We start from the raw sequence: 18,498 nt of genomic DNA, 5'->3' as shown, positions 1-18,498 counted from the left end.
GTTCTTACTCCTCGTCCTCGAGCCAGCCCATGGTCCGCTCGACGGCCTTGAGCCAGCTCTTGTACTCACGGTCGCGGGTCTCCGCGTCCATGCGGGGGGTCCACTCGGCGGCCCGCCGCCAGTTGGCGCGCAGGTCGTCGGTGCTGTTCCAGAAGCCGACGGCCAGACCGGCGGCGTAGGCGGCGCCGAGGCAGGTGGTCTCGGCGACCATCGGGCGCACCACGGGGGCGTCCACGAAGTCGGCGAGGGTCTGCATCAGCAGGTTGTTGGAGGTCATGCCGCCGTCGACCTTGAGGGCGGTCAGCTCCACACCGGAGTCCTTCGTCATGGCGTCCGCGATCTCCCGCGTCTGCCAGGCGGTGGCCTCCAGCACGGCGCGCGCGAGGTGCGCCTTGGTGACGTACCGGGTGAGGCCGGCGATCACACCGCGGGCGTCGGCGCGCCAGTACGGGGCGAACAGGCCGGAGAAGGCCGGCACGAAGTAGGCGCCGCCGTTGTCCTCGACCGTGAGGGCGAGGGTCTCGATCTCGGCGGCGGTGGAGATCAGGCCCATCTGGTCCCGCATCCACTGCACCAGCGAGCCCGTGACGGCGATCGAGCCCTCCAGGGCGTAGACCGTGTCCTGGTCGCCGATCTTGTAGCCGACCGTGGTCAGCAGGCCCGAGTAGGAGTTGATCAGCTTGTCACCGGTGTTCATCACCATGAAGGTGCCGGTGCCGTAGGTCGACTTGGTCTCGCCCTCGGAGAAGCAGGTCTGGCCGAACAGGGCCGCCTGCTGGTCGCCGAGCGCGGAGGCGACCGGGATGCCGCCGAGCAGCTCGCCCAGCCGGCCGCCCGTGATCTCGCCGTACACCTCGGCGGAGGAGCGGATCTCCGGCAGCATCTGCATCGGCACGCCGATGGACTCGGCGATCTTCTCGTCCCACGCCATGGTGTGCAGGTTCATCAGCATGGTGCGCGAGGCGTTGGTGACGTCGGTGATGTGCTTGCCGCCATTCACCCCGCCCGTCAGGTTCCAGACGACCCAGGTGTCCATGGTGCCGAAGAGCAGGTCGCCCGCCTCGGCGCGCTCGCGCACCCCCTCGACGTTGTCGAGCAGCCAGCGGGCCTTGGGACCGGCGAAGTAGGAGGCGAGGGGAAGGCCGGTCTCGCGGCGGAAGCGGTCCTGGCCGACGTTGCGGCCGAGGTCCTTGCACAGGGCGTCGGTGCGCGTGTCCTGCCAGACGATGGCGTTGTGGACGGGCTCACCGGTGTTCTTGTCCCAGACCAGCGTGGTCTCGCGCTGGTTGGTGATGCCGATCGCCTTGATGTCGTCGCGGGTGATGCCGGCCTTCGCGACCGCCCCGGCGACGACCTCCTGGACGTTGGTCCAGATCTCGGTGGCGTTGTGCTCGACCCAGCCCGGCTTGGGGAGGATCTGCTCGTGCTCCTTCTGGTCGACGGAGACGATGCGTCCGTCGCGGTCGAAGACGATGCAGCGCGAGGAGGTCGTGCCCTGGTCGATCGCGGCGATGAACGGCCCGTGGCCGTGGGAGGCGATGCCTGTGGTGTGGGCGTCGGTCACTGTGTGCTCCTGGGATTCCTTGGGGTGGTGGGCCGGTGCGTACGGCTCGTGTTCTGCGGCTCGATCATGACCGGGCGCGAGCCAGGTCAGGCGAACGCGAGGTTGTAGACACCTCCGGCGATCGCGCCGCCGATCAGCGGACCGACGACCGGGATCCACGCGTAGGACCAGTCGGAACCGCCCTTGTTGGGCAGGGGCAGCAGGGCGTGCACGATGCGCGGGCCGAGGTCGCGGACCGGGTTGATCGCGTAGCCCGTCGGACCGCCGAGCGACAGGCCGATGGAGACCACCACGAACCCGGTGATCAGGGCGCCCAGCACGCCGAGGCCGTTGCCCTCGTCGTTGAGCCCCTGGGTGAGGATCGCGAGCAGCAGGACGAAGGTGCCGATGATCTCGGTGGCGAGGTTCTGGACCGTGTGCCGGATCTCGGGACCGGTGGAGAAGACGCCCAGGACGGGTCCCGCGCCCTTCTCCTGCGCCTCTACGGACTTGGCCGTCGTGTCCTGTGCGCCCGGACCGCCGACGATCTCCCGGTCGGTGAGGTGCGCCTGGAACTGGCCGTAGTAGGCGACCCAGACCAGGACCGCGCCGATCATGGCGCCGAGGATCTGGCCCGCGAAATAGGTCGGGACGTTGTTCCAGTCGCCGTCCTTGATCGCGATGCCGACCGTCACGGCCGGGTTGAGGTGGGCCCCGGAGAGCGGGCCCGATATGTACGCGGCCGTCATGACGGCGAAGCCCCACCCGAAGGCGATGGCGACCCAGCCGGCGTTGCGTGCCTTGGAGGCCTTGAGTGTGACGGCGGCGCACACGCCGCCGCCGAGCAGTACGAGTAGGGCGGTACCGATGGTCTCGCCGATGAAGATGTCGGAGCTGGACACCCGCGACTCCTTTGTCCTTCGTCCAGGGAAAGCCGAACCCCGGGTCCCTCCGGGTGTTCCGGCGCCCTCGGTATGAGAGCGATGGCGGCCCTTGGCACTGTCACACTCTAACGCGTATTGCCGGTAGGTGTTCGACAATGCCGACCGATGGACGCGAGTCTCGTTCGACGTCACGCGTGCGTCAAGAGCTGTGTTATCGAAAGCACGATCGTTATTGATCGTCGTGGGCTATCGATCTTCGGGTGCGGTCGCCCCGCCGGGAAGACGCCGAGGGCCGGAACGCGCTCGGCGTCCCGGCCCTCGGCTCGTACCTCGCACCCGCGTGCCCGCGTGCCCTGCCTGGATGTCTAGAACCGCCCGGCGCCCAGGTCCCGCGACACCGCGCGGGCGCAGTCCCGTACCGCCGCGACCAGCTCGGGCCGCAGCTCACCCTCCCGGCACAGCCGCTCCACGGCCCCGGTGATGCCGACCGCGCCGACCGGCATGCGTCTGCGGTCGTGGATGGGGGCGGCGACGGAGGCGATGCCCTCCCAGGTCTCCTCGACGTCGGCGGCGTACCCACGCGCGCGTGTGATGTCCAGGATGTGTTCGAACCGGTCCGGCTCGCAGACGGTCCGGTCCGTGTACGCCTTGCGGTCGGCCTCCAGCGCCTCGCTGTGCGCGACCGGGTCGTACGCCGACAGCACCTTGCCCAGCGCCGTGGAGTGCAGCGGCTGCATGGCCCCGATCTCCAGGACCTGCCGGCTGTCGTCGGGCCGGAAGACGTGGTGCACGATCAGGACGCCCTGCTGGTGCAGGACGCCGAGGTGGACGCTCTCGCCGCTGGAGCGGGCCAGGTCGTCCGTCCACACCAGGGCGCGGGCCCGCAGCTCGTGGACGTCGAGGTAGGTCGTACCCAGGCGCAGCAGCTCCGCGCCCAGTTGGTAGCGCCCGGAGGCGTCGTCCTGCTCGACGAAGCCCTCGTGCTGGAGGGTGCGCAGGATGCCGTGCGCGGTGCCTTTGGCCAGACCCAGCGACGAGGCGATGTCCGACAGGCCGAGCCGCCGCTCGCCGCCCGCCAGCAGGCGCAGCATCGCTGCCGCCCGCTCGAGCGACTGGATGTTCCGTGCCATCGGCGTACTGCCTCCGTCCCCTTCGAGTGCCGACCTCGGCGTCGCTGACGTTGTTCGGCAATGCCGAACACTACCGGTCCATGCCGACCTCTCGCCAATGGTCGGCGGGCAACTGTTGCACTTCGGCCACGTCCCCGTGACCGTGGCCTGCCTCCGCGGTCCTCCGCGGTCGTCCGCTGTCCTGCGCCGGCGCCCCGGGAACAGGGCGCGGCACGCTCCCGGGCGGAGGGCGGACTCCTCCGTTCGGCGGGTATCCGCCCCGCCATACTCGTCCGTCTCGTGGACGCCCCGACCATCGGCCCCCGGTCCCGGCTACCCTGGCGGCGTGCGTTCTCCCCCGGGGCGTCCACAGCGGACGGTGCCGGGCAGACGCAAAGCCGACAGCCGTCGCATCATAGGGAGCCCTTTCATGGCCTCGTCGCCATCCACCCCGCCCGCCGACACCCGGACCCGTGTGTCCGCCCTCCGAGAGGCCCTCGCCACCCGTGTGGTGGTCGCCGACGGCGCGATGGGCACCATGCTCCAGGCGCAGAACCCCACGATGGACGACTTCCAGCAGCTCGAGGGGTGCAACGAGGTCCTGAACCTGACCCGCCCCGACATCGTCCGCTCGGTGCACGAGGAGTACTTCGCGGCCGGCGTCGACTGCGTCGAGACCAACACCTTCGGCGCCAACCACTCCGCCCTCGGCGAGTACGACATCCCCGAGCGCGTCCACGAGCTGTCCGAGGCCGGCGCGCGCGTCGCCCGCGAGACCGCCGACGAGTTCGCCGCCCGGGACGGCCGGCAGCGCTGGGTCCTGGGCTCCATGGGCCCCGGCACCAAGCTCCCCACGCTCGGCCACGCCCCGTACCCCGTCCTCCGCGACGCCTACCAGCGCAACGCCGAGGGCCTGGTCGCAGGCGGCGCCGACGCGCTGCTGGTGGAGACCACGCAGGACCTGCTCCAGACCAAGGCCTCCGTGCTCGGCGCCCGGCGCGCCCTGGACGCCCTGGGCCTGGATCTGCCGGTCATCGTCTCCGTGACGGTAGAGACCACCGGCACCATGCTGCTCGGCTCGGAGATCGGCGCCGCGCTCACCGCGCTGGAGCCGCTCGGCATCGACATGATCGGCCTGAACTGCGCCACCGGCCCGGCCGAGATGAGCGAGCACCTGCGCTACCTCGCCCGCCACTCCCGCGTCCCGCTGTCCTGCATGCCCAACGCCGGTCTGCCCGTCCTCGGCAAGGACGGCGCCCACTACCCGCTGACCGCGCCCGAGCTGGCCGACGCGCAGGAGACCTTCGTCCGCGAGTACGGCCTGTCCCTGGTGGGCGGCTGCTGCGGCACCACCCCCGAGCACCTGCGCCAGGTCGTCGAGCGGGTCCGGGACACCGCCCCCACCGAGCGGCAGCCGCGGCCCGAGCCCGGCGCCGCCTCGCTCTACCAGACCGTGCCCTTCCGGCAGGACACCTCCTACCTGGCCATCGGCGAGCGGACCAACGCCAACGGCTCGAAGAAGTTCCGCGAGGCCATGCTGGACGGCCGCTGGGACGACTGCGTGGAAATCGCCCGCGACCAGATCCGCGAGGGCGCGCACATGCTCGACCTGTGCGTGGACTACGTCGGCCGGGACGGCGTCGCCGACATGCAGGAGCTGGCCGGACGCTTCGCCACCGCCTCGACGCTGCCGATCGTCCTGGACTCCACCGAGGTCGACGTCGTCCGCGCCGGCCTGGAGAAGCTCGGCGGCCGCGCCGTGATCAACTCGGTGAACTACGAGGACGGCGCCGGCCCCGAGTCCCGGTTCGCGCGCGTCACGAAGCTGGCGCGGGAGCACGGCGCCGCGCTGATCGCGCTGACCATCGACGAGGTGGGCCAGGCCCGCACCGCCGAGAAGAAGGTCGAGATCGCCGAACGGCTCATCGAGGACCTCACCGGCAACTGGGGCATCCACGAGTCGGACATCCTCGTCGACTGCCTGACCTTCACCATCTGCACCGGCCAGGAGGAGTCCCGCGGGGACGGCGTGGCCACCATCGAGGGCATCCGCGAGCTGAAGAAGCGGCACCCGGACGTGCAGACCACCCTCGGCCTGTCGAACATCTCCTTCGGCCTCAACCCGGCCGCCCGCATCCTGCTGAACTCCGTCTTCCTGGACGAGTGCGTCAAGGCCGGCCTGGACTCCGCGATCGTGCACGCGAGCAAGATCCTGCCGATCGCCCGCTTCGACGAGGAGCAGGTCACCACCGCCCTCGACCTCATCTACGACCGCCGCCGCGAGGGCTACGACCCGCTGCAGAAGCTGATGGCGCTCTTCGAGGGCGCCACGGCCAAGTCGCTGCGCGCGTCCAAGGCCGAGGAACTGGCCGCGCTGCCGCTGGACGAACGCCTCAAGCGCCGCATCATCGACGGCGAGAAGAACGGCCTCGAACCCGACCTGGACGAGGCACTCCGGGAACGTCCGGCCCTCGAGATCGTCAACGAGACCCTGCTCGACGGCATGAAGGTCGTCGGTGAACTGTTCGGCTCCGGCCAGATGCAGTTGCCGTTCGTGCTCCAGTCCGCCGAGGTCATGAAGACCGCGGTGGCCCACCTGGAACCGCACATGGAGAAGACCGACGACGACGGCAAGGGCACCATCGTGCTCGCCACCGTCCGCGGCGACGTCCACGACATCGGCAAGAACCTCGTCGACATCATCCTGTCCAACAACGGCTACACCGTCGTCAACCTCGGCATCAAGCAGCCGGTCTCCGCGATCCTGGAGGCGGCCGACGAGCACCGCGCCGACGTCATCGGCATGTCCGGGCTCCTGGTCAAGTCCACGGTGATCATGAAGGAGAACCTGGAGGAGCTCAACCAGCGGGGGCTGGCCGCCGACTACCCCGTCATCCTCGGCGGCGCGGCCCTCACCAGGGCCTACGTCGAGCAGGACCTGCACGAGGTCTACGACGGCGAGGTCCGCTACGCCCGCGACGCCTTCGAGGGCCTCAGGCTCATGGACGCCCTGATCGGCATCAAGCGGGGCGTGCCCGGCGTGAAGCTGCCCGAGCTGAAGCAGCGCCGGGTGCGGGCCGCCACCGTGGAGATCGACGAGCGGCCCGAGGAGGGACACGTCCGCTCCGACGTAGCCGTCGACAACCCCGTCCCCGAGCCGCCCTTCAGGGGCACCCGCGTCGTCAAGGGCATCCAGCTCAAGGAGTACGCCTCCTGGCTCGACGAGGGCGCCCTCTTCAAGGGCCAGTGGGGCCTCAAGCAGGCCCGCACCGGCGACGGACCGTCCTACGAGGAACTGGTCGAGTCCGAGGGCCGGCCTCGGCTGCGCGGCCTGCTCGACCGGCTCCAGACGGACAACCTGCTGGAGGCGGCCGTGGTCTACGGCTACTTCCCGTGCGTCTCCAAGGACGACGACCTCATTGTCCTCGACGACGACGGCAACGAGCGCACCCGGTTCACCTTCCCCCGCCAGCGGCGCGGCCGCCGGCTGTGCCTGGCCGACTTCTTCCGCCCGGAGGAGTCCGGCGAGAGGGACGTCGTCGGCTTCCAGGTCGTCACCGTCGGCTCCCGGATCGGCGAGGAGACGGCCCGCATGTTCGAGGCCAACGCCTACCGCGACTACCTCGAACTCCACGGCCTGTCCGTCCAGCTCGCCGAGGCCCTCGCCGAGTACTGGCACGCGCGCGTGCGCTCCGAACTCGGCTTCGCGGGGGAGGACCCCGCCGTGATGGAGGACATGTTCGCCCTGAAGTACCGGGGCGCCCGCTTCTCCCTCGGCTACGGCGCCTGCCCCGACCTGGAGGACCGCGCGAAGATCGCCGCGCTCCTCGAGCCGGAGCGCATCGGCGTCCAGCTCTCCGAGGAGTTCCAGCTCCACCCCGAGCAGTCCACCGACGCCATCGTCATCCACCACCCGGAGGCGAAGTACTTCAACGCCCGCTGAGGCCACGTACCGCCTCCCGGGCCACACCAGGCGTTCGCGCCCCGCACGACGTACACTGGTCGGTCCACTGCAGGCCGGTTCCCTTCGTGGGAACCGGCCTGATCGTCCCTCAAGGAGGTACGTGGATGACCAGCACGGTCCCCGCGCTCGGAACCCGTACGGCCGAAGGCTCCGCCCTCCAGGCCGTGCTCCTCGACATGGACGGCACCCTGGTGGACACCGAGGGCTTCTGGTGGGACGTCGAGACGGGGGTCTTCGCCTCCCTCGGCCACACCCTCGACGACTCCTGGCGCCACGTGGTGGTCGGCGGCCCCATGACCCGCAGCGCGGGCTTCCTCATCGAGGCCACCGGCGCCGACATCACACTCGCCGAACTCAGCGTGCTGCTCAACGACGGCTTCGAGCAGCGCATCGGCCGTGACCTGCCGCTCATGCCGGGAGCCGCCCGGCTGCTCGCGGAGCTGTCCGCCCACGAGATCCCCACGGCCCTGGTCTCCGCCTCGCACCGGCGCATCATCGACCGTGTGATCACCACGCTCGGCCCCCGGCACTTCGCCCTCACCGTCGCAGGCGACGAGGTACCGCGCACCAAGCCCCACCCCGACCCGTACCTGGCCGCCGCGGCCGGACTCGGCGTGGACCCGGTCCGGTGCGCCGTCGTCGAGGACACCGCGACGGGGGTCGCCGCCGCGGAGTCCGCCGGCTGCCACGTCGTGGCGGTGCCCTCGGTCGCCCCCATCACCGCGGCCGCGCGGCGCACGGTCGTCGCCTCTCTGGAAGAGGTCGACCTGACATTTCTGCGCGGTCTGATGACACAAATGCGCTAGGCGTTCACCGAGCGTGCGGCGGCGTTGGGACGGCAATTGCGACAAGGGCCGCCCGAGGCATCACGACGGGTGTCCACCGGGTATTTCCGACGCCTCGAGTGGCTGAATTCCGGTACGGGCACCCCAATTCCAACTGTGATGTTCCCCACGTTTCCAGGGGTCGACAGTGGTGGACGGGTGTGCTGCCTGCCGCTTGGCGAACGTTGTCGAGGAGTCCTTGTGTCCTGATTGGAGAGACCCTGCACTAATCCTTCCACTGTCGGGTTTTCGGTGCGTCCACACCCGGTTTCGCTCCGTGATGAGTGCTCAACTCCGGTGGCTGCGAGCGCCCGTGCGGGCGCGGACTAACCTCGTCGCAAGAACATCGGCCACTACCCCCGTGATCCGCCGCGACACCCCTGCATGCCGGATACACGGACCGACAGCTCTGGAGAAACTCGAGCATGAACCGCAAGACTTTGGTGCTGCCGGCAGTCGTCGGCCTGCTCGCGCCGGTGCTCGCCGCCTGCGGCGGGTCCGACAGCGGCAGCGGCGGCGGGGACGCGATCGTCGTCGGCACCACGGACCGGTTCACCACGGAAGAGGCGCCCGCGCCTCTCGACCCGGCGTACGCCTACGACGTCGGCGCGTGGAACATCCTGCGCCAGACCTCGCAGACCCTGATGGTGCAGCCCCGCGGCGACGGCGAACCCGTGCCCGAGGCCGCCGAGCAGTGCGGATTCACCGACACCGGAAGTGAGCGCTACGCCTGCACCCTGCGGGACGGCCTGGAGTTCGCCAACGGCGACCCCGTCACCGCGGAGGATGTGAAGTACTCCTTCGAGCGGGCCGTGAAAATCGACGCCGACACACAGGTGGCCTCGCTGCTCTCCACCGTGGACACCATCGAGACGAAGGGCGACCGGCAGGTCATCTTCCACCTCAACACGGCGGACGCCACCTTCCCGTTCAAGCTGACGACGCCGGTCGCCGGCATTGTCAACCCGGACGACTACGAGAAGGACAAGCTGCGCGAGGGCTTCGAGGTGTCCGGCTCCGGCCCGTACACGATGAAGGCCGAGGTCGAGGGCGACGCGATGACCAAGGCCGTGTTCACCAAGAACCCCAATTACAAGGGGAGTCTGACGGTGAACAACGACAAGGTCGAGATCGTGTCGTTCACCGACGCCGACGCGATGGGCAAGGCCATCGAAAAGGGCGACATCGACGTGATGACCCGCGCGATGACGCCGGATCAGATCCAGCAGCTCTCCAAAGCCACGGACAGCGAGGTCGATCTGGTCGAGGTGTCCGGCCTCGAGATCCGCTACCTGGGCTTCAACACGGAAGCCGCGACGGTGAAGGACAAGGCCGTCCGCAAGGCGATGGCCCAGCTCATCAACCGCGACAAGCTCGTCGCCGCCGTGTACGGCTCGCAGGCCAAGCCGCTGTACTCGATGGTTCCGGCCGGCATCACCGGCCACTCCAACTCGTTCTTCAACAAGTACGGCGACCCCAGCGTCGACAAGGCGAAGGACATGCTGGAGGACGCGGACATCACCACGCCGGTCAAGTTCACGATGCACTACACGACGGACCACTACGGTTCCGCGACCAAGCATGAGTTCGAGCAGCTCCAGAAGCAGCTCAACGACAGCGGTCTGTTCGACGTGGACATCAAGGGCACGCCCTGGAACAAGTTCAACCTGGCCGAGCGGAGGGGCGAGTACGACGTCTACGGCATGGGCTGGTTCCCCGACTTCCCGGACGCCGACAGCTTCACCGCGCCGTTCCTCGACAAGAACAACACCCTGGGCTCGCCGTACGCGAACCCGAAGATCATCAACGACCTGATCCCCAGGTCCCGCGCCGAGGCCGACCGGCTCTCCGCGGTGGACATCCTCACCGAGATCCAGGACATCACCGCCGAGGACGTGCCGCTGATCCCGCTGTGGCAGGGCAAGCAGTACGTCGCCACCCGCGACGACATCACGGGCACGGCCTACCTCCTCAACTCCTCCTCCTCGATCCAGTTGTGGGAGCTGGGCCGGGGTGTGAGCGACTGACACCCGCACCGGTCAAGCCCGAAGGGCGCCCTCTTCTCCATCGGAAGAGGGCGCCCTTCGGGGTTCGTCAGCGCGCCGGCCGGGCGCCGCGGCGAGCGGCCTACTGCGCGCCGGGACGGACCAGGCCGCTCTCGTACGCGTACACCGCGGCCTGCACCCGGTCCCGCAGGCCCAGCTTGGTGAGCACATGGCCCACGTGCGTCTTGACGGTGGTCTCACTGACGAAGAGGTCGGCGGCGATCTCCGCGTTGGACAGCCCGCGGGCCACCAGCTTGAGCACCTCGACCTCACGGTCCGTCAGCGTGTGCAGGGTGTCCGGCACCGGCTCGTCGCCGGAGGGCAGATGCGTGGCGTACTTGTCGAGCAGCCGCCGGGTGATGCTCGGCGCGAGCATCGCCTCGCCGTTCGCCACCACGCGGATCGCCTGCACCAGCTCGTTGGCCGGGGCGTCCTTGAGCAGGAAGCCGCTGGCGCCCGCCTTCAGCGCCTCCACCACGTACTCGTCGAGGTCGAACGTGGTCAGGACCAGCACCTTCGCCGGGCCGTCCCGCTCGGGCCCGGTGATCTGCCGGGTCGACTCCACACCGTCCATCCGCGGCATGCGGATGTCCATCAGCACCACATCGGGCTGCAGCGCCCGCACCTGGTCGAGTGCCTGGAGGCCGTCTCCGGCCTCGCCGACGACAGCGATGTCCTGCTCCGCCTCCAGAATCATCCGGAAGCCTGTGCGCAGCAGCGGCTGGTCGTCGACCAGTAGGACGCGGATGGCCACGTAAGTCTCCTTCGCTAGTCCGGCCCCATTCTGCCCTGCTCGGTGTCGCCGGAGTCGGCCGCCCTCACCGGCAGCGGATAGGGCGGGGGAGTGCCGCCGAACTCCGGACAGTGCGCCTGGTGGTCGCACCAGCCGCAGAGCTTGGTCGGCCGGGGCCGCCAGTCGCCCGTCTCGGTCGCCAGCCGGATCGCCTCCCACAGCGCCAGCAGCTTGCGCTCGACCCGCTCCAGGTCCGCCGGGACGGGGTCGTAGGTGAGCACGTCGCCGCTGCCGAGATAGACGAGCTGAAGGCGGCGCGGGACGACCTTTCTCAGCCGCCACACCACCAGCGCGTAGAACTTCATCTGGAACAGCGCGCCCTCCGCGTACTGGGGCCGGGGCGCCTTGCCCGTCTTGTAGTCGACGATCCGCACCTCGCCGGTGGGGGCCACGTCGACCCGGTCGATGATGCCGCGCAGCCGCAGCCCGGACTCCAGCTCGGCCTCGACGAACATCTCCCGCTCGGCGGGCTCCAGCCGGCTCGGGTCCTCCAGGGTGAACCACCGCTCGACGAGCTGCTCCGCCTCGGTGAGCCACCGCGCCAGCCGCTCGCCCTCCGGATCGTCCGCGAACAGCTCGCCCACCTCCGGCCTGCTCTCCCGAAGCCGGTCCCACTGGCCCGGGACCAGCGACTTCGCCCGCGGTGCCGTGCGCTCGCCCGCCGGGGCGTCGAAGAGCCGCTCGAGCACCGCGTGCACCAGGGTGCCCCTGGTCGCCGCCTCGCTGGGCTTCTCGGGCAGCCGGTCGATGACCCGGAACCGGTACAGCAGCGGGCACTGCATGAAGTCGCCCGCCCTGGACGGCGAGAGCGAGGCGGGCGGTACGGCCACGGCCACGGGCGCGGCGGAGGGGGCCGCGGCCCCCTCCGGCCGGGCGGGCCCGTCGGCGTCCTGCGCGACATCCTCGATACTCGTCTCCATGCCCACAGACCTTACGGCCCGCCACTGACAGTGACCCAGCCCGCCGCCGTGACCCCCGCGCCGGAAGGGCGCGACGGAAGGGAGGGACAGGGGTGCCGGGGCTGAACGGGCGGGGACGGACGCATACCATCGACAGGAGACCCTCCCGTCCGGCAGGCGGGAGACGCTTCGAACGAGGGGACATCGTGGACGTGAGCGGCGGGAGCGGGCAGCCGCGGTCCGGCAACGACGAGTCGGCCGGGCCCCAGGCACGTCCCACGGCCCCGACCCCCGACTCCGCACCACCGGACCCCACGGACCCCACGGGCTCCGAAACGCCGGGTCCAACGACACTGGGTCCGGTGACGTCCGGCTCCGAGACGCCGGGTCGAGCGACGTCCGGCTCCGAGACGCCGGGTCGAGCGACGTCCGGCTCCGAGACGCCGGGTCGAGCGACGTCCGGCTCCGAGACGCCGAGTCCAGCAACGCCCGGCCCCGAGACATCGGGCTCTCCGACCCCGGAAGCCGACGCTCCGGAAGCAGAGGCTCCCGACCCCGGCCCGAACACCCCGGGCGACGCGACTCGGGCCCCGGACCCGGGCCGGACTCCGGACCCGGACCCGGGCCGGACTCCGGATCCGGGCCCGAAGGCCGACCCGTCCGGCGGCGGTGACGACGCCACGAGCCCGTGGTCGAAGCCGCCATCGCACGGTGACGGCCCCTCCGACGCCCCCGCGGGCCCCCGGCACGCTGCCCACGGCGCCGGCGGCCCGCGGCACCGTACCGAGGCCCACACCGACGGTGCGGGCGGACCGGGGCGGCCGCCGCAGCGCCGGCCGGAACCCGGCGGCGGGCTCCTGATGGGCCGGCCCTTCGGCGTACCCGTGTACGTCGCGCCGAGCTGGTTCCTGGTCGCGGCCCTGATCACCTGGGTGTTCGGCGGCCAGCTCGACCGCGTGCTGCCCGAGCTGGGCGCCGCCCGCTACCTGGTCTCCCTCTTCTTCGCCGTCGCCTTCTACGCCTCCGTCCTCGTCCACGAGCTGGCCCACACCGTCGCCGCCCTCCGCTTCAAGCTCCCGGTGCGCCGCATCCAGCTCCAGTTCTTCGGCGGTGTCTCCGAGATCGAGAAGGAGGCCGAGACCCCCGGCCGCGAGTTCGTACTGGCCTTCGTCGGCCCCCTGCTCTCCCTCGTCCTCGCCGGCGTCTTCTACGTCGCCCTGCTGCCCGTCGAGCCCGACGGCGTCACCGGCGTGCTGCTGGCCGGCCTGATGGTCTCCAACCTCCTCGTGGCCGCCTTCAACCTGCTGCCCGGCCTCCCCCTCGACGGCGGCCGCATGCTCCGCGCCGTCGTCTGGAAGATCACCGGCAAGCCGATGCACGGCACCATCGCCGCGGCCTGGGTCGGCCGGGCCCTCGCCCTCTCCGTCCTCGTCGGACTGCCCCTGCTCACCCAGTCCGGGGCCCTCGGCTCCGACTCCGTGGACGACATCGGCATGGACACCGTGATGGACGCCCTGCTCGCCGCGATCCTCGCCGCGATCATCTGGACCGGCGCCGGAAACAGCCTGCGCATGGCCCGCCTGCGCGAACACCTCCCCGAGCTGCGCGCCCGCGCCCTCACCCGGCGCGCGGTCCCCGTCCCGGCCGACACCCCGCTCTCCGAGGCCCTGCGCCGCGCCAACGCCTCCGGAGCCCGCGCCCTGGTCGTCGTCGACGCCGACGGCAGGCCCGCCTCACTGGTCCGCGAGGCCGGCATCGTCGGCGTACCCGAGCACCGTCGCCCCTGGGTGCCGGTCGGCACCCTCGCCCAGGACCTCACCGACGGCATGCGCGTCTGGGCCGAGCTGTCGGGCGAGGAACTCCTCGACGCCCTGCGCGCCAACCCGGCGACCGAATACCTGGTGGTCGAGGAGACCGGCGAGATCTACGGCGTCCTGTCCGCGGCCGACGTGGAGCGCGCCTTCGTCAAGGCCATGGCAAGGCCGAGCTGAACGCGCCCCGAAGGGGCGCGGGGAACTGCGCGAGCAACCCCCTACGGCCCGCGCCGTTCGCACGCACCGCAGCCACCACACCCCTGCACCGGTCAAGCCCCCCGCAGGGAACCGGTAGGCTGGTCACATGTCCGAACCGACCGGTGCCGCCCGCAGGCGCGGGCCCTTCAGGGTCGGGGACCAGGTTCAGCTCACCGACCCCAAGGGCCGCCACTACACGTTCACGCTCGAGGCCGGGAAGAACTTCCACACCCACAAGGGTTCCTTCCCCCACGACGAACTGATCGGTGCTCCCGAGGGAAGCGTTGTCCGCACCACGGGGAACGTCGCCTACCTCGCGCTGCGACCCCTGCTCCCCGACTACGTCCTGTCCATGCCCCGCGGGGCAGCCGTCGTCTACCCGAAGGACGCGGGCCAGATCCTCGCCTTCGCCGACATCTTCCCCGGCGCACGCGTCGTGGAGGCCGGCGTGGGTTCCGGCTCCCTCAGCAGCTTCCTGCTGCGCGCCATCGGCGACCACGGCATGCTGCACTCCTACGAGCGCCGCGAGGACTTCGCCGAGATCGCCCAGCAGAACGTGCAGCGCTACTTCGGCGGCCCGCACCCCGCCTGGCAGCTCACCGTCGGCGACCTCCAGGACAACCTGTCCGACGCCGACGTCGACCGTGTCATCCTCGACATGCTCGCCCCCTGGGAGTGTCTGGAGGTCGTCTCCAAGGCACTCGTGCCCGGCGGCATCCTGTGCTGCTACGTCGCGACCACCACCCAGCTCGCCCGCACCGTCGAGTCCATCCGCGAGATCGGCTGCTTCAACGAGCCGACCTCCTGGGAGTCGATGATCCGCAACTGGCACGTCGAGGGCCTCGCCGTCCGCCCCGACCACCGGATGATCGGACACACCGGCTTCCTGCTCACCGCCCGCCGTCTCGCCGACGGCGTCGAGCCCCCCATGCGCCGCCGCCGCCCCGCCAAGGGCGCCTACGGCGACGACTACGACGGCCCCAACGCCGGCGGAGGCTCCGGCCGCTAGCGGGCCCGTGCCGCGATCAACGTACAGACGCCGTGGTGGAGTTCCGGCAGCGTCCCGGAACTCCACCACGGCGTCGTCGCGTTGACGAACACCACGGAAGGGACAAGCGGCGACTCGGGAATCGGAACCAGTACCCACCCCGCCGTTCCCCCGCACTGTGACGTGTGGCACGATGCTGGCCACCCCCACCGGCACAGCCCTCACAGGAGACACTCCTCGTGCAGCACCCCGCCGTTCCGGACCTCTCGCACACGCACACCCGCCCGATCCACTGGGTCGCCACCGCCACGGCCGTCGCCGCGGTCGTCGCTCTGTCCTCGGTCCTTCAGCCCGACGCCGCGACGGCGGCCCAGAGCCCCGCCCCCGGTCCCAAGAGCGCACCGGCCCAGCACATCGCGCCGCCCGATCCGGCGACGGCGGCCTTCCCCCTGGACTGCGGCCCGGTCAAGACCCTGGTGCGGAAGCAGGCCTCCGGCGACCTCGACGGCGACGGCCGCCCCGAGACGGTGGCCGCCGTGCGCTGCGAAGCGCCCATGGGCACGCCGCCCGACGGGGTGTACGTCCTCACGCAGGACGCCGACGGCGGCAAGCCCCGCGTCGTGGCCACCCTGGTGGACCCCAAGGACCGCCACACCGTCACCGAACTCTCGGTGCGCGACGGCGCCGTCCGCGCCACGCTTCTCGGCTACTCGACGGCCGACGTGCCCAGTTGCTGCCCCGATGTCACGGACCACGCGAAGTGGCAGTGGAAGAACGGCGCGTTCGTCAGCGACACGCCCTCCCAGGCACGCACCGTGTGACCGGCGACCCCGCCCCGGACGCTGTGACACAACAGACAACGGTCACGGAACGTATGCGCAAAGTCACATTTTGGTCACTCTGAGTCCGGACCGTAGACCTCGGCCCTGTCCGAAACACGACGTACGTGGATGCACTCGCCCGGACACTCCTTCGCGGAGTCGACCACGTCCGTGAGAAGCGGCAGCGGCACGGGTGTTGTCGCTCCCGGCGCCTGCAGCAACTCGTCACCCGCGCCCTTGACGTAGGCCAGACCGTCGATGTCCAGCTCGAACACCTCGGGCGCGTACTGGGCACAGATGCCGTCGCCGGTACACAGGTCCTGATCGATCCAGACCTCCAGAGCCCCGCCGTCGACTCCGGCCTTCTGCTGCACGCTCATCTCTCCTGCCGTTTCCTGCGCCGAGCCCTCCGGGAATCCGGCCAGCTCCGACGGGTGTTGAACACTTCGACCCTACCTCCGCCTGGGTTCCCATCACGTTCGGTGGGTATTCCCCTGGCGTGAGGGAGAGCGCAAGGGTGAAGATCGGACACACCCCGACAGTCTTTGTGATCTAGGGGTTTCAATCGACACCCACCCAGGTAGGGTCTGGAAGCGTCCAGCTCCCCATGGAGGAGGTGAGGACCGTGGCAGCCCACGACGACGACATGAACCGCGGCATCCGCCCGGGACGCGGGTCCGAGGACCCGGCCGGGCAGGTGGCCTACCTTGAGCAGGAGATCGCCGTCCTGCGACGCAAGCTCGCCGAATCTCCGCGACACACGAGAATCCTCGAAGAGCGGATCGTCGAACTGCAGACCAACCTGGCAGGCGTGTCCGCCCAGAACGAGCGGCTCGCCGGCACACTCCGCGAGGCCCGCGACCAGATCGTGGCCCTCAAGGAGGAGGTCGACCGGCTGGCCCAGCCACCGGCAGGCTTCGGCGTCTTCCTGCAGGCGAACGAGGACGGCACCGCCGACATCTTCACCGGCGGCCGCAAACTCCGGGTGAACGTCAGCCCGAGCGTCGAGCTCGACGAGCTCCGACGCGGCCAGGAAATGATGCTCAACGAAGCACTCAACGTGGTCGAGGCCATGGAGTACGAGAGCGTCGGCGACATCGTCACCCTCAAGGAGATCCTCGAGGACGGCGAGCGCGCCCTGGTGCTCGGACACACCGACGAGGAACGGGTGGTACGGCTCGCCGAACCACTGCGCGGCCTCACCATCCGCCCAGGCGACGCCCTCCTGCTCGAACCCCGCTCCGGCTATGTCTACGAGGTCGTTCCCAAGAGCGAGGTCGAGGAACTCGTCCTCGAAGAGGTCCCCGACATCGGTTACGAGCAGATCGGCGGCCTCGGCGGACAGATCGAGGCCATCCGTGACGCGGTCGAGCTCCCCTACCTCTACCCCGACCTGTTCCGGGAGCACGAGCTGCGTCCGCCCAAGGGCGTCCTGCTCTACGGGCCCCCCGGATGCGGCAAGACACTCATCGCCAAGGCGGTCGCCAACTCACTGGCCAAGAAGGTCGCCGAAGTGACCGGCCAAGCCGCAGGCAAGAGCTTCTTCCTCAACATCAAGGGCCCCGAGCTGCTCAACAAATACGTCGGCGAGACCGAGCGGCAGATCCGCCTGGTCTTCCAGCGGGCCCGGGAGAAGGCCAGCGAGGGCACCCCCGTCATCGTCTTCTTCGACGAGATGGAATCCCTCTTCCGCACCCGCGGCTCCGGCGTCAGCTCGGACGTGGAGAACACCATCGTCCCGCAGCTCCTCGCCGAGATCGACGGCGTGGAGGGCCTGCAGAACGTGGTCGTGATCGGCGCCTCCAACCGCGAGGACATGATCGACCCCGCCATCCTGCGGCCCGGCCGGCTCGACGTGAAGATCAAGATCGAGCGTCCGGACGCCGAGGCGGCCAAGGACATCTTCGGCAAGTACCTCACCGAGCGCCTCCCGCTCCACGCGGACGACGTCACGGAGCACGAGAAGGACCGGGCGGCCACCGTCCAGAGCATGATCCAGACCGCGGTGGAACAGATGTACGCGGAATCCGAGGAAAACCGCTTCCTCGAAGTCACCTACGCCAACGGCGACAAGGAAGTCCTCTATTTCAAGGACTTCAATTCCGGCGCCATGATCGAGAACATCGTGGGCCGCGCCAAGAAGATGGCGATCAAGGACTTCCTGGAAGCGAACCAGAAGGGCCTTCGCGTCTCCCACCTCCTCCAGGCCTGCGTGGACGAGTTCAAGGAGAACGAGGACCTGCCCAACACCACCAACCCGGACGACTGGGCCCGGATCTCCGGAAAGAAGGGCGAACGGATCGTGTACATCCGTACACTCGTCACCGGAAAACAGGGCGCGGACACCGGACGCTCCATCGACACGGTGGCGAACACCGGTCAGTACCTGTAAAAGGCGGGGCGGCTGCGGGTGCCCTCAGTGGGTACCCGCAGCCGACTGTTTTCCGGAGCCCCGGCTGGAGCAAGGCAATGACGCAAATGATCTCCCCGCCAGCGCAAAGGCGTTCTAGGCTCTTCCATACCGCCGAGTCGCGCAGTGCGGGGACGGGCACCGCACACGCATCGGAGCGCCAGCGGTACTTGAACGGCGCCCACTACGGGCGCTGCCGGGCAAGG

The 18,498-nt window shown here is 70.0% G+C and carries 13 protein-coding genes; 7 read left to right on the top strand and 6 right to left on the bottom strand.

Annotated features, from left to right (window positions below):
- Nucleotides 1-4: 4 nt before the first annotated feature.
- The 3 genes from glpK to KUM40_RS37405 form a co-directional block, all read right to left on the bottom strand.
- Entirely contained in the window at nt 5-1,564 is a 1,560-nt protein-coding gene (gene glpK, locus KUM40_RS37415; RefSeq protein WP_374227462.1) for a glycerol kinase GlpK, read from the bottom strand.
- Nucleotides 1,565-1,650: 86 nt separating this feature from the next.
- Nucleotides 1,651-2,445, bottom strand: a complete 795-nt coding sequence (locus tag KUM40_RS37410; protein WP_217170773.1) for an MIP/aquaporin family protein — start codon at nt 2,443-2,445, stop codon at nt 1,651-1,653.
- Nucleotides 2,446-2,792: 347 nt separating this feature from the next.
- Nucleotides 2,793-3,557: an IclR family transcriptional regulator gene (locus tag KUM40_RS37405; protein WP_217170772.1), complete on the bottom strand. Its 765-nt coding sequence runs from the start codon at nt 3,555-3,557 to the stop codon at nt 2,793-2,795.
- A 409-nt stretch (nt 3,558-3,966) separates the two neighbouring features.
- Between KUM40_RS37405 and metH the strand changes: the two genes are divergently transcribed.
- The 3 genes from metH (at nt 3,967) to KUM40_RS37390 (ending at nt 10,351) form a co-directional block, all read left to right on the top strand.
- Nucleotides 3,967-7,479: a methionine synthase gene (metH, locus tag KUM40_RS37400; RefSeq protein ID WP_217170771.1), complete on the top strand. Its 3,513-nt coding sequence runs from the start codon at nt 3,967-3,969 to the stop codon at nt 7,477-7,479.
- A gap of 125 nt (nt 7,480-7,604) precedes the next feature.
- Nucleotides 7,605-8,306: an HAD family phosphatase gene (locus tag KUM40_RS37395; protein ID WP_217170770.1), complete on the top strand. Its 702-nt coding sequence runs from the start codon at nt 7,605-7,607 to the stop codon at nt 8,304-8,306.
- Nucleotides 8,307-8,749: 443 nt separating this feature from the next.
- Nucleotides 8,750-10,351: an ABC transporter substrate-binding protein gene (locus KUM40_RS37390; protein WP_217170769.1), complete on the top strand. Its 1,602-nt coding sequence runs from the start codon at nt 8,750-8,752 to the stop codon at nt 10,349-10,351.
- 100 nt (nt 10,352-10,451) lie between these two features.
- Here KUM40_RS37390 and KUM40_RS37385 read toward each other — a convergent pair whose 3' ends face one another.
- Nucleotides 10,452-11,123, bottom strand: coding sequence for a response regulator transcription factor (locus tag KUM40_RS37385; RefSeq protein WP_217170768.1), 672 nt, complete (start codon nt 11,121-11,123; stop codon nt 10,452-10,454).
- Nucleotides 11,124-11,137: 14 nt separating this feature from the next.
- A complete protein-coding gene (locus KUM40_RS37380; protein ID WP_217170767.1) occupies nt 11,138-12,082 on the bottom strand; it encodes a RecB family exonuclease in 945 nt (314 codons plus the stop codon).
- A 341-nt stretch (nt 12,083-12,423) separates the two neighbouring features.
- Between KUM40_RS37380 and KUM40_RS37375 the strand changes: the two genes are divergently transcribed.
- From KUM40_RS37375 to KUM40_RS37365, 3 genes are all read left to right on the top strand, one after another.
- Nucleotides 12,424-14,052, top strand: a complete 1,629-nt coding sequence (locus tag KUM40_RS37375) for a site-2 protease family protein (RefSeq protein ID WP_374227461.1) — start codon at nt 12,424-12,426, stop codon at nt 14,050-14,052.
- A 127-nt stretch (nt 14,053-14,179) separates the two neighbouring features.
- Nucleotides 14,180-15,082, top strand: a complete 903-nt coding sequence (locus KUM40_RS37370; RefSeq protein ID WP_217170765.1) for a tRNA (adenine-N1)-methyltransferase — start codon at nt 14,180-14,182, stop codon at nt 15,080-15,082.
- Nucleotides 15,083-15,300: 218 nt separating this feature from the next.
- A complete protein-coding gene (locus KUM40_RS37365; protein WP_217170764.1) occupies nt 15,301-15,882 on the top strand; it encodes a hypothetical protein in 582 nt (193 codons plus the stop codon).
- A 74-nt stretch (nt 15,883-15,956) separates the two neighbouring features.
- On the opposite strand, the gene KUM40_RS37360 is transcribed toward KUM40_RS37365, so the two are convergent.
- Nucleotides 15,957-16,262, bottom strand: a complete 306-nt coding sequence (locus KUM40_RS37360; protein ID WP_217170763.1) for a ferredoxin — start codon at nt 16,260-16,262, stop codon at nt 15,957-15,959.
- Nucleotides 16,263-16,507: 245 nt separating this feature from the next.
- On the opposite strand from KUM40_RS37360, the gene arc reads away from it, so the two are divergent.
- On the top strand, nt 16,508-18,274 hold the full coding sequence (arc, locus tag KUM40_RS37355; protein WP_217170762.1) for a proteasome ATPase: 1,767 nt from the start codon (nt 16,508-16,510) through the stop codon (nt 18,272-18,274).
- Nucleotides 18,275-18,498 lie beyond the last annotated feature (224 nt).

It is taken from the genome of Streptomyces sp. AC512_CC834 (assembly GCF_019049325.1).
In the GTDB taxonomy this organism is placed as follows: Bacteria; Actinomycetota; Actinomycetes; order Streptomycetales; family Streptomycetaceae; genus Streptomyces.
This window is presented reverse-complemented; position numbering and strand designations above follow the sequence as displayed.

Coding starts and splice junctions, on each gene's coding strand:
- KUM40_RS37405 (WP_217170772.1), bottom strand. CDS start 3,557: ATGGCACGGAACATCCAGTCGCTCGAGCGGGCGGCAGCGATGCTGCGC.
- metH (WP_217170771.1), top strand. CDS start 3,967: ATGGCCTCGTCGCCATCCACCCCGCCCGCCGACACCCGGACCCGTGTG.
- KUM40_RS37395 (WP_217170770.1), top strand. CDS start 7,605: ATGACCAGCACGGTCCCCGCGCTCGGAACCCGTACGGCCGAAGGCTCC.
- KUM40_RS37390 (WP_217170769.1), top strand. CDS start 8,750: ATGAACCGCAAGACTTTGGTGCTGCCGGCAGTCGTCGGCCTGCTCGCG.
- KUM40_RS37380 (WP_217170767.1), bottom strand. CDS start 12,082: ATGGAGACGAGTATCGAGGATGTCGCGCAGGACGCCGACGGGCCCGCC.
- KUM40_RS37370 (WP_217170765.1), top strand. CDS start 14,180: ATGTCCGAACCGACCGGTGCCGCCCGCAGGCGCGGGCCCTTCAGGGTC.
- KUM40_RS37360 (WP_217170763.1), bottom strand. CDS start 16,262: ATGAGCGTGCAGCAGAAGGCCGGAGTCGACGGCGGGGCTCTGGAGGTC.